This window comes from Chroococcidiopsis sp., from assembly GCF_051657925.1.
Taxonomy (GTDB): domain Bacteria; phylum Cyanobacteriota; class Cyanobacteriia; order Cyanobacteriales; family Chroococcidiopsidaceae; genus Chroococcidiopsis.
Window position 1 is genome coordinate 13,816 of record NZ_JBOFLP010000250.1, and the last position, 14,329, is coordinate 28,144.

17 protein-coding genes and 2 pseudogenes are annotated in these 14,329 nt (G+C 44.5%); 11 read left to right on the forward strand and 8 right to left on the reverse strand.

The features are described 5' to 3' along the window. The first annotated feature begins 63 nt into the window (after positions 1-63). The 6 genes and pseudogenes from ACRC32_RS20330 (at position 64) to ACRC32_RS20355 (ending at position 3,768) form a co-directional block, all read left to right on the forward strand. Positions 64-735, forward strand: coding sequence for a haloacid dehalogenase type II (locus ACRC32_RS20330; protein WP_438555677.1), 672 nt, complete (start codon positions 64-66; stop codon positions 733-735). 623 nt (positions 736-1,358) lie between these two features. Further along, the gene (locus ACRC32_RS20335) at positions 1,359-1,841 is read left to right on the forward strand and encodes a peroxiredoxin (RefSeq protein ID WP_438555678.1); all 483 of its coding nucleotides are present in this window, start codon (positions 1,359-1,361) and stop codon (positions 1,839-1,841) included. A gap of 30 nt (positions 1,842-1,871) precedes the next feature. After that, complete coding sequence (locus ACRC32_RS20340) at positions 1,872-2,129, forward strand: DUF1816 domain-containing protein (protein WP_438555679.1); 258 nt, start codon at positions 1,872-1,874, stop codon at positions 2,127-2,129. A gap of 89 nt (positions 2,130-2,218) precedes the next feature. Continuing rightward, a pseudogene (locus ACRC32_RS20345) lies at positions 2,219-2,464 on the forward strand (DUF1830 domain-containing protein); the annotation flags it as partial. 108 nt (positions 2,465-2,572) lie between these two features. Beyond that, positions 2,573-3,523, forward strand: coding sequence for an NAD(P)/FAD-dependent oxidoreductase (locus tag ACRC32_RS20350; RefSeq protein WP_438555680.1), 951 nt, complete (start codon positions 2,573-2,575; stop codon positions 3,521-3,523). Between the two features lie 26 nt (positions 3,524-3,549). Further along, positions 3,550-3,768 carry a DUF1816 domain-containing protein gene (locus tag ACRC32_RS20355; RefSeq protein ID WP_438555681.1) on the forward strand — a complete coding sequence of 73 codons (219 nt, stop codon included), beginning with the start codon at positions 3,550-3,552 and terminating at the stop codon, positions 3,766-3,768. 11 nt (positions 3,769-3,779) lie between these two features. Here the strand turns inward: ACRC32_RS20355 and ACRC32_RS20360 are convergent. From ACRC32_RS20360 to ACRC32_RS20370, 3 genes and pseudogenes are all read right to left on the reverse strand, one after another. Next, positions 3,780-4,174, reverse strand: a pseudogene (locus tag ACRC32_RS20360) (winged helix-turn-helix transcriptional regulator). Positions 4,175-4,370: 196 nt separating this feature from the next. Then, entirely contained in the window at positions 4,371-4,958 is a 588-nt protein-coding gene (locus ACRC32_RS20365; RefSeq protein ID WP_438555682.1) for a GNAT family N-acetyltransferase, read from the reverse strand. Positions 4,959-5,218: 260 nt separating this feature from the next. Further along, a complete protein-coding gene (locus ACRC32_RS20370; protein WP_438555683.1) occupies positions 5,219-5,803 on the reverse strand; it encodes a TIGR00730 family Rossman fold protein in 585 nt (194 codons plus the stop codon). Positions 5,804-5,909: 106 nt separating this feature from the next. On the opposite strand from ACRC32_RS20370, the gene ACRC32_RS20375 reads away from it, so the two are divergent. From ACRC32_RS20375 to rdgB, 4 genes are read left to right on the forward strand one after another with little or no spacing between them, the layout of a single operon-like run. Further along, positions 5,910-7,346 carry a phosphoglucomutase/phosphomannomutase family protein gene (locus ACRC32_RS20375; protein WP_438555684.1) on the forward strand — a complete coding sequence of 479 codons (1,437 nt, stop codon included), beginning with the start codon at positions 5,910-5,912 and terminating at the stop codon, positions 7,344-7,346. Further along, positions 7,319-7,492 carry a hypothetical protein gene (locus tag ACRC32_RS20380; RefSeq protein WP_438555685.1) on the forward strand — a complete coding sequence of 58 codons (174 nt, stop codon included), beginning with the start codon at positions 7,319-7,321 and terminating at the stop codon, positions 7,490-7,492. The genes ACRC32_RS20375 and ACRC32_RS20380 overlap by 28 nt, the downstream gene beginning before the upstream one ends. Positions 7,493-7,523: 31 nt before the next feature. Next, complete coding sequence (gene nrtS, locus ACRC32_RS20385; protein WP_039716879.1) at positions 7,524-7,751, forward strand: nitrate/nitrite transporter NrtS; 228 nt, start codon at positions 7,524-7,526, stop codon at positions 7,749-7,751. 14 nt (positions 7,752-7,765) lie between these two features. Continuing rightward, positions 7,766-8,371 (forward strand): RdgB/HAM1 family non-canonical purine NTP pyrophosphatase, encoded by a 606-nt coding sequence (gene rdgB, locus ACRC32_RS20390; RefSeq protein ID WP_438555686.1) that lies wholly within the window; start codon positions 7,766-7,768, stop codon positions 8,369-8,371. A gap of 54 nt (positions 8,372-8,425) precedes the next feature. Here the strand turns inward: rdgB and ACRC32_RS20395 are convergent, their stop codons facing one another. The 5 genes from ACRC32_RS20395 to msrA all read right to left on the reverse strand — a co-directional run bounded on the left by ACRC32_RS20395 (position 8,426) and on the right by msrA (position 12,527). Then, a complete protein-coding gene (locus tag ACRC32_RS20395; protein WP_039717719.1) occupies positions 8,426-8,764 on the reverse strand; it encodes a P-II family nitrogen regulator in 339 nt (112 codons plus the stop codon). A 252-nt stretch (positions 8,765-9,016) separates the two neighbouring features. Beyond that, complete coding sequence (locus ACRC32_RS20400) at positions 9,017-9,493, reverse strand: hypothetical protein (protein ID WP_438555687.1); 477 nt, start codon at positions 9,491-9,493, stop codon at positions 9,017-9,019. Positions 9,494-9,677: 184 nt separating this feature from the next. Further along, positions 9,678-10,481 (reverse strand): bifunctional hydroxymethylpyrimidine kinase/phosphomethylpyrimidine kinase, encoded by an 804-nt coding sequence (gene thiD, locus ACRC32_RS20405; protein WP_438555688.1) that lies wholly within the window; start codon positions 10,479-10,481, stop codon positions 9,678-9,680. An 87-nt stretch (positions 10,482-10,568) separates the two neighbouring features. Then, complete coding sequence (crtW, locus tag ACRC32_RS20410) at positions 10,569-11,372, reverse strand: beta-carotene ketolase CrtW (protein WP_438555689.1); 804 nt, start codon at positions 11,370-11,372, stop codon at positions 10,569-10,571. Between the two features lie 498 nt (positions 11,373-11,870). After that, the gene (gene msrA / locus ACRC32_RS20415; RefSeq protein ID WP_438555705.1) at positions 11,871-12,527 is read right to left on the reverse strand and encodes a peptide-methionine (S)-S-oxide reductase MsrA; all 657 of its coding nucleotides are present in this window, start codon (positions 12,525-12,527) and stop codon (positions 11,871-11,873) included. A 208-nt stretch (positions 12,528-12,735) separates the two neighbouring features. Here msrA and ACRC32_RS20420 point away from each other — a divergent pair, with 208 nt between their 5' ends. Further along, positions 12,736-14,238 carry a phenylacetate--CoA ligase family protein gene (locus tag ACRC32_RS20420; protein ID WP_438555690.1) on the forward strand — a complete coding sequence of 501 codons (1,503 nt, stop codon included), beginning with the start codon at positions 12,736-12,738 and terminating at the stop codon, positions 14,236-14,238. Positions 14,239-14,329: the final 91 nt, after the last annotated feature.

Here is a 14,329-nt window from a genome sequence, read left to right on the forward strand (position 1 = left end):
AATATAAAAATCATATGCAGTTTTGCTCTGACATAATGCAAAGATTCGATATGAGGAGACAACATGATGCTCGATTTGAACAACTATGAAGCTTTAACCTTTGACTGTTACGGTACGATGATTGATTGGGAAACTGGAGTTTTAACAGCGATCGCCCCCATTCTTTCTAACCATAATATACAACTAACCAACGAACAGATATTTGATGCTTTTGGTGAAATCGAAAATGAGATAGAAGCGGGCGAGTATATTAAATATCGGCAAGTGCTGAGAAATGTTGTAGAAAAAATGGGCGATCGCTTCAACTTTACACCAAATCCCACAGAAGTAGATGCGCTAGCCATTTCTTTAACTAGTTGGCAACCCTTTTCTGATAGTGTAGAGGCGTTAAAAGTCTTAAAACAGAAATTTAAACTGGCTGTAATTTCTAACGTGGATGACGCTTTGTTTGCTGAAACAGTGAAACATTTACAAGTTGATTTTGATTATGTTATTACAGCAGAACAGCTAAAAAGTTATAAGCCCTCTCATAATAATTTCTACACAGCATTTGATAGAATCGGCTTGCCTAAAGAGAAAATCTTACACGTTGCAGCTAGCGTGTATCACGATATTGTCCCCGCTAAAGCTTTGGGTATGACTGCGGTGTGGGTAAATCGGCGCGGAGTTAAGCAAGATTCTGGTGCAGATCTAGAAGTACCTGATTTAAAAACTTTAGCCGCTCTGGTTGGTTAAAATTAGCGATCGCCTTTCAGTTAGATGACATAAATTTCATATATACAGCACTATCAATTGTTAGAAAAAAGTGTGGAAGATCCGACTAACTTCTGCTAGTAACGAGCGCTGCAAACACATGTAGGTCAATTTTTAGCGCTTCCTTGCCAAGAAAGAACGTTTAACACTAATACTTATTAAAACCGATATAAAAGGAGTAAATAAGCAATCAAGGTTGTTTTAAGAGCATTTTTAGACAATTCGGCACAATAAATCACCATCATGCTCACTTGACTTAAACAACAAGTATGTTGCTAAACTAGTCAACAACTTAAACAACAGATATGTTGTTTAAGTGAATAACAGACGCTCTGACAATTATCTGATGCACGCATTCGCTGAGCTATACGCAGTTAGCTGGGTAAAGCTTTGAAACAGTATATCTTGTCTTTGGCTCGGCACTGAGTTATTGCCAAGAGGAGCAAGATAGTCAAAGCACCAGCTTGTAGTGTGGAGAGGAGTTTTGCAATCGAGACAAAAGCGGATTGCGTTTTTGTTGAGATTCGGATTCACAGTAACGCGATCGAAGGGTTGGCAAGCTTTATTCCTAACCCACTAAAGGTTTAGCTACAGAGGAAAAGTAGATGAGCATTCAAGTTGGCGAGCGGATTCCATCAGTTACTCTATCTTGGATGGGTTCTGACGGACCCACAACCATATCTACTGACGAGCTGTTCAAAGGAAAAAAAGTAGTATTGTTCGCCGTTCCTGGTGCATTTACACCAGCCTGTTCGGAGCAGCATCTTCCTGGCTTCGTGCAACTTGCTGATGATATGAAAGCCAAAGGCGTTGACGCTATTGCTTGTGTCGCTGTCAACGATGTATTTGTCATGGATGCCTGGGGTAAAGGTCACAACGTCGGTGACAAAGTACTGATGCTAGCTGACGGTGATGCTGAATTTACCAAGGCAATTGGTCAGGTATTTGACCTACAAGGAAAAGGGTTTGGTCTGCGATCGCAGCGTTACGCCGCGATTATCGAAGATGGCGTGCTGAAGTCTATAGAAGTAGAGCAGCCAGGGCAAGTGGAAGTGAGTAAGGCAGAAAAGGTGCTGCTGAACCTATGAACTTGCGATCCAGTCAGTTACAGGAAAGATATGAATACCATCCGGAACAACATTAAAGAGGGTGCGATCGACTTCTGCCACAACTTTGGCTGGGCATGGTGGCTAGAAATTGACACCCAGAATCCAATCTGTACGTATTACTTCGGTCCCTTCCTCACTGCTAGAGAAGCTCAAGCTGCTGAGACTGGTTATGTAGAAGATTTAGAACAAGAAGGAGCTACAGGAATTACAGCGACAATCAAACGCTGTAAACCAGAAACATTGACGGTTTCAGCAGATTTGGCATAAAAGAGCGAACTCCCAGTAAAATCAGCATTCAGCACTCAAATGTGGCATTTCTTCGGGTGTAAACTGAGTTTTCAAGGGTTTCCATAATCATGATTCAAGTACTCGATTGCGCTGCAACAAACCAAAGTAGCGTTCTGTGCTGCTATACCAATGCTACTAACAGCCTTCAAATTGCCCGCATTACCAATATTCCTCACTGGTGGTTTGAGCGAGTTGTGTTTCCAGGGCAAAGATTATTATTTGAAGCCGTACCAGATGCCCGGTTAGAAATTCATACAGGTGCGGCGAGCGGCTCGATTCTGTCGGATAAAATTCCTTGCGATCGCCTTCGCGTCTGCGAATCATCAGTTCATTCCGAGCACGGCGAGATCGGCTCCCACAACTGTTAGCACTTGTGTGAGGGCAACTGCACTTTAGTAGACTAAGGCAGGAAAACCTGGACTATGGAATACTTTGATTATGATGTCGTCATTATTGGTGGCGGACCAGCAGGTTGTAGTTGTGCGCTCTACACGGCACGCTCTGAATTGAAGACAGTCATTCTCGACAAAAATTCGGCTGCTGGAGCCTTGGCTGTTACCCACAAGATTGCTAACTATCCAGGCGTGTGGGGTCAAGTAGGCGGGCACGAGTTATTGGAAGTGATGCGCACTCAGGCACTTGAATTTGGAGCTGACTATCGGCAAGCACAGGTTTTCGCGATCGATTTCAGCGATCTTCAGAAAAAAGTGTACACTCCACAGGGTACGTTCAGATGCCGCGCTCTCGTACTTGCTTCTGGTGCAATGAGTCGAGTTGCTTCGATTCCTGGCGAAGCAGAGTATCTCGGGCGGGGAGTGAGCTACTGCGCTACCTGTGACGGGGCTTTCTTTCGCGATCGCGAGGTGGTTGTGGTCGGTAGTAGCTTTGAAGCAATTGAAGAAGCCCTCGTGCTAACTAAATTTGCTTCTACAATCCACTGGGTAAATCCTAAAGACCCAACAACAACGAATGGTCATATTGAGGATCTTCTGGCTTATCAGTCGGTTAAGCTTTGGAGCAAAACCCGCCTGCTGGCGATCCACGGTGAGGAAATCGGTGTCACGGCGGTTGAAATACTTCCCAAAGGTCAGAATTCTGTCTCAATCGCTCCAGTTGATGGTGTCTTTATCTATCTACAGGGAGCCAAACCAATTACAGATTTTTTAGGCGGTCAAATCGAACTGAAACCGGATGGTGGCGTTCGGGTAGATGACATGATGCAGACCAATATACCAGGAGTATGGGCGATCGGCGATATCCGCAATACGCCGTTTAAGCAAGCAGTAGTTGCAGCTTCAGATGGTTGTATTGCAGCAATGGCGATCGACCGATACCTAAACCAACGCCAAAACATCAAACCAGATTGGAGTTAAGCATAATCTGAATTCGAGAGCATTTCATGTCTCAACTAGAGCAACAAAACTTGGAATGGTGGGCAGAAATCGTGACCGATCGCCCCCTTTGTACCTACTACTTTGGACCTTTTGCCACAGCCAAGACTGCCAAACTCGCTCAGCTAGCGCATATAGAAGATTTCGAGCAGGAAGGAAGCAAGATCGTCTTTGTAGCCGTCAGGCGATGCCAATCGCAATTCCTAACAAGCTTTGAGGATGAATAAATTTACATGTATCATTTCGCTTGAATCGAGTAGCCGCAGCAGAGATCGCCGCTATTCATCCATTGGGTGCGCTCGATAATACACTCTGGCAAAACCGCCGCAAAAATTTCTAACTCATGACCGCAAACAAAGGGACATGACTTGGCAATTTTGGCGATCGCGCAGTTATGTTCGGTGAGGACAAATTTATCCTTGGAATTACATAGACAAGATGCGGTCGCTCCATGCCAACTGGCATCGGTTGATACTCAATCAGCTGCTCATTCTGCAAATTTTTCAGATGCTGCTGTGTTGCTTGCCGACTAATCGATAAAGCTTTCGCCAACTGCTGTGCCGTTGCTTGTCCTTGTTTCAGTAAATATGCCAAAATCTCCTGTTTGATAGAATAAGACTCAGTGGTTGTCATAGTTCTATCTCCTAACCTATTCAGTAATAGGTCAAGGGCAGTTGGAACTGTTTGCCAATCCTTTGCTCAATAATCTGCATTACTGAGCAAAGCAATTGTTCGGCTTTAGTAACGCTTTTGTTGTTGAGCCAGCCTTATCAAAATTATGCAACAAAATTATTGTTTAACTCCAGAGGGTAGCCAATTACAAGCAATCCTAGCTATGGTGGGAAAAGTCAGATTTTATATGCAGACTATATAAAGAGCGATCGAATTGATACTCTTCGCGAGAGATAGCATAATACAGCAAGTCTAATCCTTCTTTATTAACGCGCTGGACAAATCTCATACCGACTCTTTCCATGACTCGCACCGAAGCAATATTTTCAACATCAGTATTGGTAATAATCTGCTGAAATTTATGTTCGGTAAATCCATATTGAATCATGGCTGTTGCAGCTTCTGTTGCTAGTCCTCGTCCCCAATATTGAGGTGAAAAGCCATAGAGTAGTTGTAATTCTGGTGGATTGTCATAGAAAAATCGGAAGCCACAGAAACCTATTAATTCTGAATTTTCTTTTAAAAAGACGCTCCACTGACCAAAACCGTGTTGTTCAAAACACTTAGTATTATTTTCAATTTCTGTGGCAACCCACTCTCGCGGCATAATGTTATCATCGCACAAGTATTTTCTGACTTGAGGATCGACAAAAATGCGATGTAACGTAGTTAGATCTTCCACTGTATATGGACGGAGTTTAAGACGAGATGTCTGAATTTCTATAAGAGAAAACATATGTTTCATGAGTTCGCCTGCGCGGACTTAGTTTGTGTAGACGCGAATTTTATTCCCCCCGTACTTAGATATTAGGCGACTAAAAGTCGCGGCTACACAGGCAAAACCTGCCTCCGTAGGTTGAAGTTATCTCATTTTCTTTCAGTTCGCGCACGCGGAATTAGTTTGCATAGCTGCGAACTTTATTCGCCCAATATTCAATTACTTACTACACTTATATCGAACAAACTTCGACAATAGTTTAAGATATGTATCGCCGAATAGAAAGGTTATGCCTCAGTATCCTGCCTTAACCACTTTTCAACGGTTATTGGCTGATAGTTAGCTAACAAATCAAGTAAATATTCAGATGACGACGATTCTAATACCAAAGAACGTAATTCCGATTTTAAAAAATCTTCTGTAACGGCGCGATCGAATAACTGTAATAGCGGATCGTAATAGCCTTCAACATTTAATAAACCTTGGGGTTTTTGATGCAATCCTAACTGCGCCCAGGTGAGAATCTCGCAAAATTCTTCCAACGTGCCATATCCGCCAGGTAAGGCAATAAATGCGTCGGCTAATTCTGTCATCAATGCTTTGCGATCGTGCATGGAATCGACGACATGCAGTTGCGTCAGTCCATTGTGAGCAATTTCCTTATCAACTAAAAACTTGGGAATGACCCCAATTACCTCACCACCTGCAGCTAAAGCGGCATCGGCTACCATACCCATTAAACCTACATTACCACCACCATAAACCAAGCTTAATCCTCGACGCGCGATCGCCTCACCCATTGCTTGGGCAGCTTCTTGGTAGATAGAACGATTACCCGTACTGGAACCGCAGAATATGCAAATAGATTCCATAAAAGTTCCTCACATTCATCAAACGTAATCCAGAGGCGCGAACTTCTTCATTGCTTATTAAACCAGAGATGTTAAGATCCAGCGTTAGGGTTCTGGGGTAAATACCATGCCAGGAATTGGCAATAAAATCAAGTTTGGTACGGATGGTTGGCGCGGTATCATTGCCGATGAGTTCACGTTTGAACGCTTAGCCTTAGTTGCACCGATCGCCGCTCAAGTTTTAGCACGAACGTATGGTAATACTACAGGTAGTAATACGATTATTGTGGGCTACGATCGCCGCTTCATGTCAGAGGATTTTGCCCGTGCAACAGCCCAAGCCGTTACAGCGGTAGGGTTTGACGTACTTTTATCGGAAACCTATGCTCCTACTCCAGCTTTTAGTCTAGCGGCAAAACAGCATAATGCTCTGGGTGCTTTAGTCATTACTGCTAGTCACAACCCAGGTAGCTATTCAGGATTGAAAGTTAAAGGCGCTTTTGGCGGTTCTGTCCCGCCAGAGGTGACGAAGAATATTGAATCTTTGCTAGATTATCCACTGCCTACCAGTGATAAACCAGGGAAAATTGAAACATTCAATCCTTGGTCTAGTTACTGCGAGACTCTACGGGCAAAAGTCGATCTCGATCGCATTCGCTCGTATATCACTCAAGGTAAACTAACAGTCTTTGCTGATGTGATGCACGGTGCAGCCGCAGGGGGACTAGCACAGATATTAGAAGTACCAGTCAACGAACTGAATAGCGATCGCGATCCGTTATTTGGTGGCGGTGCGCCAGAACCATTGCCAAAATACCTTTCTCGTTTATTTGAAACCATCCGTACCCATAGTGCCGAAAAAGGCAACTTAGCTGTAGGTTTAGTATTTGATGGCGATAGCGATCGGATTGCGGCTGTAGACGGACAAGGCAATTTTCTCAGTTCCCAAGTCTTGATTCCCATTTTGATCGAACACTTGGCAGTAAATCGGGGAATGAAAGGCGAACTCGTCAAAACTGTCAGTGGTTCTGACTTAATGCCCCGCGTTGCAGCTTTACACCAGATCCCAGTCTCCGAGACTCCGGTGGGATACAAATATATTGCCGATCGCATGTTGGAAACTCAAGTTTTACTTGGGGGGGAAGAGTCAGGCGGGATCGGTTATGGAACGCATATTCCCGAACGAGATGCTTTACTTTCTGCTTTATATGTGCTAGAGGCAGTTACGCAATCTGGACTAGATTTAAGCGCCCTCTACCAGCAACTCCAGTCAAAAACGAACTTTCACTCTGCCTACGATCGCATCGATCTACCCTTAGCAAGTATGGAAGTGCGATCGCGTCTCTTGGAGCAGTTGCAAACTCAGCCCCTCAAAGAAATTGCTGGAAAAGCCGTAGTCAATTGTCAAACCATTGACGGCTACAAATTCCGCTTGGATGATGATAGCTGGCTGATGATTCGCTTTAGCGGCACTGAACCTGTCTTGCGCCTATACTGCGAAGCACCGACAATTGAACAGGTGCATCAAACCCTCAATTGGGCGAAAGATTGGGCGGAAGGATAGGGAGTCGGGAGTCGGGAGTCGGGAGTTGGGGAAGAGAGCAGGGGAGCAGAGGGAGCAGGGGAGTAGGAGAGCAGAGGGAGAAATTACCAATTACCAATCCAAAATGGTTGCATTCGCCACTCTTCACTCTTCACCCTTCAATTTAAAATTCCCTCACTAGTTATTCGTCACTTCTCCATGAAAGCGATCGCAGGATACCTCCGCAGTTTGTTCGATCGGAAATTTGTCTTTACGGGTTTGAAGACTGCTCTATTTGTAGGCACGATCTTGTTTACGATTAATCATGGTGGAGCATTGCTGCGTGGAGAAATGGATCGAGAACGCTGGATGTCTGGAGTGCTGACCTACCTAATGCCTTATTGCGTCAACGTCCACGGTCAATACATAGCTCGCCGTAGGCTATAGACGGATAAAAGTAAATGAATCTAAAATCCAAAATCCAAAATTTAAAATCCCTAGTAGTTGCAACTGGTAATCCAGGTAAGTTAAAAGAAATGCAAGCTTACCTGACCGATTTAGACTGGGAATTGACCCTCAAACCGCCAGAATTGGAAGTTGAAGAAACGGGCGATACTTTTGTCGCCAACGCTTGCTTAAAAGCTTCTCAGGTAGCAAAAGCAACTGGAAAATGGGCGATCGCTGACGATTCTGGTTTACAAGTCGATGCTTTGGGTGGCGCTCCTGGGATCTACTCTGCCCGCTATGCTAAAACCGATGCAGAGAGGATCGAACGGGTTTTACAGGAACTAGGAGACGCGACAAATAGACAGGCACAATTTGTCTGCGCGATCGCGATCGCCCGTCCCGATGGCGCGATCGTCCTGCAAGCCGAAGGCATTTGTCGCGGTGAAATCTTGACTGCACCACGGGGCATAGGAGGCTTTGGCTACGATCCGATTTTCTACGTTCCCGATCGGCAAATGACATTTGCCGAAATGCCACCCCAACTGAAACACGAAATCAGCCATCGCGGACGAGCCTTTCAAGCCCTGATTCCCCATTTGCAAGAAGTGGTGCGTGGATAGTGACTAGCAGCTAGACTCTTTTCTAGCCACTAGCCACTAGTCACTGATAACTGCCTAAACTGCCTCCAGATTCTTTTCACCTGTCCGAATGCGGACAACTTCTTCTACAGGGCTGATAAAGATCTTGCCATCGCCAATCTCTCCAGTACGGGCGGCGGCGATGATTTTGTCTACTACCATGTCTACCTGTGCGTCTTCGATGACGATCTCTACTTTGAGTTTTTGCAGAAACTCTACCGTATACTCGGAACCGCGATAGCGTTCTGTTTGTCCTTTTTGTCGTCCAAAGCCTCGGACTTCTGAAACCGTCATGCCCACAATACCAGCGTTAACGAGGGCAATTTTCACTTCATCGAGTTTAAAGGGTCGGATAATTGCTTCTACCTTTTTCAATTTTCTCACTCCCGTTTGTTTATCGTTTTATATTGGTGTGTTTTACTGCTGTGATTCACCAAAGGAAAATTATCTCTTAGTTTGAGTGCGATCGCACTGTTTGAATTGCTGCGTAGATTGCCTCCATCCTGTTTTTCTACACTCGATCGATCCCAAATGCAATAGCTGGAACTTATTTGTAGTATCATCCTCTAGTATGAAGTATCGTATTAATTAATACATTTTTTAGAAGAAGGCAGTCAGTGCGATCGCTCAACGATTGGATGTTAGAGGGCGAACCAGGAGAAATCCAGTACTAAATGCTGTCACGACTACGATTGAAACTGCGATCGCCAATCCCCAGCCATTCATTCGAGCAGCGTCCGATTGGGAACGGTGATGGTGATTATCCGCTTCCACTTCTTCAACTGCTACAAATTCTGAAGCATGTCCGCCGCCAGTTTTCATTGTCACACCGCCTTGGTGTCCGGCACGACCAGACGGCGGGCGTTTTGGTTTAACCTGATACTCTCGTTCGGGGCGATCGTTTTCTATTTGGTTCGCCACAGTCGTATCAACCACTTGTTGTAAATAGGAAACGTGCTGTACGACTTTTTCAATTTCTTGGCGGAGGTGTTGATTTTGTCTGGCTAGCTGCTGATTTTGCGACTTGAGAGCGTCAATTGTCTCCTGGGTAGCTTGCAACTCCAATGCCAATTCCCGATAGACCGAAAGTGGCACAGAGGGCATATAGTTATGAGAATTTGTTGGATGATGATGAGCAGAGCTGGAGCTAGATCGCATGGGTAGCGCCGTCAAAAGAAATATTCGCCACCAGTCTAGCCAGATTTTGCTACTTTCACAGCTAATTTGTAATATTTTTCAGTTATCAGGGAGTAGGGAGCGCACGAGCAGTTAGTTCCGACTTACCGACTTACCGACTCTCCTTTAGGGGAAAGAAATGCCCGACAGGTCCTTGTCCTTTGCCAATGTTGAGGGCGTGTTTCAAGGCTGTGGTAACGTATTCTTTTGCTTGTCGTACAGCTATCAATGGCTCTTTCCCCAAAGCGAGATTGGCTGCGATCGCGGCGGCTAGGGTACAACCCGTACCGTGAGTGTTCTTTGTATCGACTTGGGTTGTCGTTATTATCTCCAAGCGATCGCCATCAAACCAAACATCAACGCCGCGCGCCTCTCCTAACATTCCTCCACCCTTGACTAACACAGCCTTTGCTCCCGTCCGGCGAAAAATGTCCTCAGCCGCAGTTTTCATGTCATCTAAGCTATGAATTTCTTTCCCACTCAAAATTTGCGCTTCGTAGCGATTAGGGGTGACTATAGTTGCTAGAGGGATGAGTTGCGATCGCAAGCTTATTACTGCTGCATCGTCAATTAACTGCGCTCCCGTGCGCGACACCATCACGGGATCGACCACCAATTTATCTAAACTCAAGCTCTCAACTTGTTGGGCTACAGCCGTAATAATTTCCTGGTTGAGCAACATCCCAGTTTTTACACCTTGAACCCCGATATCCTCAACCACCGCTAGAATTTGAGCGACAACAGCGGCGGCTGGTAGAGCATCAACTCGCGTAACACCCAAAGTATTTTGAGCCGTGATGCAAGTAATCGCACTCGTACCGTGTACGCAATGAAAGGCAAAAGTTTTTAGATCTGCTTGAATTCCAGCTCCGCCGCCGCTATCCGATCCAGCAATTGTCATTGCTACGTTTGTCATTGGTCATTAGTCATTGGTCATTGGTCATTATTCTCCTCTGCTCCCTCTGCTCCCTGCTTCCTACTCCCTTTCTCCATTGATAACTGGTCACTGGTCACTGATAACTGATTCTTCTCTTTTCATCCTATAGACTTCTGGTAATTTCCACCAAGGAACTTGGGGATATTCGTGATGTTCTTCGTGATATCCAAAGTGGTAGCAAGCAAGAAACGACCAGAAAGACACTATATGAGTTGATTGGGCGCGATGAATATTTTCGTAGCCTGCTCTTGGTTCTCTGTGAGTTAAGAACGTACCAAAGTAAAACAACTGTACCGAACTGAGAATTGCTGGTAACGCCCAAAATAAAATGAGGTGGGTTCTAGATATATTTAATAATACATTTGCGCCCTGAAAAAGGATGGTTAATCCAATGATTTGTCGCCAACTCCAATAGTTTCCAATAAAATACAAGTACCAGCCAAAAAAGTTTTTCTGCTTGCCGTTGTGAAAATCGGGATCGAGTTGGCTGGCTGGATGTCGGTGATGTGCCCAGTGTTTTTGCAGCAATCGATTGTAAGGAAATAAAGCATATAAATTTACAGCTACTCTACCAAACCAGCGATTTATTTGGAGATGATTTGGAGCGACTAGTCCATGCATGGCATCATGGGCTGTAATAAATAAGCCTGTATACAAAAATGTTTGCCAAACTATTGCTAATAGAATTCCCCAGATTCCCAGTTTTTCTAATTGACTTGAGAGGAGAAAGCATAAACTAGCTATCCACGTCACGATAATCGTTAAGGCAATTACAATCCCCTTATATGTATATGAATAACCGATATTCAATCGCGTTTCACTTTGGTTTAAAGCACTTTGTTGTAAAGGGTTCGGAATCGATGCAACCATGTCAGAGTAGAATCCTTAGCAAACGTAGAAGTAGACAAGCCAAACTTGAGAGCATTTTAAGCAAACCTCCCTTATCATATACGAGTTTGTTAATTTTTGTTAATCATCCAAAGATAGATGTGTTTTCAGTAAATATAAAATAGCTCTTTAGTTAGATTTGAAATAGTTATTCGTGCAGCAAGGTCTGTCTGAATTTATCTTTAATTCAGACAATGCAAAGCTTTTACTATTGCAATTCAAATGAGAAGAAAAAAAATTCTCATCTAACTCGCGATAGATTGCTTGATGGTAAAAAGCTTTACGAACAAAGACATAGGAGGTAGAGAGCCGCGTCAGGAAAATTTAAGAAAAACTTTATGTGTTATTGCAGTGAAACTTTAAAGATATTTGTTGCGATCGCGTCAAGAAAAATAAAATGAGTTGAGTCATTATTAACTTTATTTTTAGTTATAAATATTTTATATACTAGGGAGCGCTACTAACGCTCCCTATGTTGTACTAACCTGCTATCAATCCCACTGGACAAGCAACGTTCGTACCCCCTAAACCACAATACCCGCCAGGATTCTTTTCCAGATATTGCTGATGATATTCCTCTGCCCAATAAAATTCGGGAGCATCAATAATTTCAGTGGTTATCTTGCCGTATCCTGCCTGAGCCAAGGCTTGCTGATAGGCATCTTGCGCTGCTATCGCTAATTTTTTCTGTTCGTCAGAGTAGACGTAAATTCCCGAACGGTATTGGGTTCCGACATCGTTTCCTTGTCGCATACCCTGAGTTGGGTCGTGGTTTTCCCAGAAAACTTTCAGCAATTGTTCGTAACTAATGACTTTGGGATCGTAGACGACAAACACAACTTCATTGTGACCCGTCATCCCCGAACAAACTTCTTTGTAAGTGGGGTTGGGGGTATAGCCAGCCGCGTAGCCAACAGCAGTGATAAAAACGCCATCTAACTGCCAAAACTTGCGTTCTGCACCCCAGAAACAGCCCATACCAAACATTGCTGTCTCCATACCGGCAGGATATGGCGGCTTGAGAGGATTTCCATTTGTGTAGTGAGTCTGAGGTACGGGCATTGCTTGCGACCGTCCTGGTAAAGCCTCCTGGGGAGAAGGCATAGCGATTTTTTTACCAAATCCGAATATCATTATTGTTTTCCTAACTCTCAATCTCTAAACAACAGCTTTACCTTACTTAACATTGTAGAGATTTTAGTGAGTAACAACACGATCGCCGAGAAAAGCAAACAGCAAAAAAGCAAGAAGAATGAAACAACAAAGTGGTTTAGGTAAATCGACTTTGATGCAATAGTCTTGATAAGATCGTTCCAATCCGGTTGATCGAAAACAATCACAGGTAATGCAGCAAGAACAAAGCGATCGCGTATTAACAGCCTTGCAAGAGTTTTTCACTACACCTCTAGCAACGAAACTAAGCAAGCATCAACAAGTTTCTCCTCAAGCTGCTGCCTTAGAGTTATTTCGCGATGTGGCTGCAACTGTACCAGCATACAAAACTTTTTTGACGGCACGGGGAATTGAACCAACAGCAATTCAAACTTTGGCAGACTTTCAACAACTGCCGCTACTGACAAAAGACAACTACCTACGTTGTCATTCCCTACCAAATTTTTGTCGGCACGGACAACTAGAAAGATGCGATATGGTAGCAGCATCATCGGGTTCTACGGGGAAACCAACATATTGGTTGCGCTACCTAACCGACGAACTGCAAATTGCCACCCGCTTTGAACAAATATTTCACGATAGCTTTTCTGCTGACACCCGCCCCACTCTAGCAGTTGTCTGTTTTACGTTGGGAACTTGGGTAGGTGGGATGTTTACAACTGATTGCTGTCGCCACTTGGCAAGTAAGGGTTATCCCATCACTGTTGTAACTCCAGGGAATAACAAAACAGAAATCTGCCGTGTCGTGCAAGAACTGGGTAGTTTATTTGAGCAAGTAGTATTGCTGGGATATCCGCCCTTTCTCAAAGATGTCATTGATACTGGCAAAGCTAACGGCATAGAGTGGCAGCGCTACCAAATCAAATTGGTTCTAGCAGGAGAAGTCTTCAGCGAAGAGTGGCGGAGTTTAGTAGGGGAGCGAGTGGGAGCAAACAATCCCTACTATGATTCTGCTTCACTCTACGGCACGGCTGATGCTGGCGTGTTAGGAAATGAAACACCTTTGAGTATCTGCATCCGCCGATTTTTAGCAGCTCATCCAGAAGTAGCCCGTAGCTTATTTGGGGAATCGCGCTTACCCACCTTAGTACAATACGATCCGCTCAGCCGCTATTTTGAAGTGCAGGACGGCACGCTGCTATTTTCGGGCGATAATGGCATTCCCCTCGTGCGATATCATATTGCCGATACAGGTGGAATCATTGCTTACGATGCCATGCTGGAATTTTTGCGATCGCACGGATTCGACCCGATCGTCACTTTACAGCAACAAGGAACGAGAGGCATCCATGCTCTACCTTTCGTCTACGTGTTTGGGCGTGCTAATTTTACTATTTCTTACTTTGGCGCAAATATCTATCCCGAAAATGTCATCGTTGGCTTAGAACAATCGCAGATTCAAGAATGGGTGACAGGTAAATTCGTCATGGAAGTGAAGGAAGATGCCGATCGAAACCGTTTCTTCTCTATAGTGGTAGAGTTAGCACCAGGAGTAGAGGGAAATGAAGCAAAAAGAAATGCGATCGCCACCTCAATTCACACGCAATTGCTCCGACTCAACAGCGAATTTGCCAATTACGTTCCCCCTGAATATCAAATCCCCCAAATCTCCCTCGCCCCCACGGGAGATCCAGAATACTTCCCCGTAGGAGTCAAGCATCGATATACGAGATGAGGAGCAAGGAGTAGGGAAAAGAGAGCTTCAGGTGCAGAGGGGCAGAGGGGCTTCAGATGCAGAGGAGCAGAGGAAGCAACTCAAAATTCAC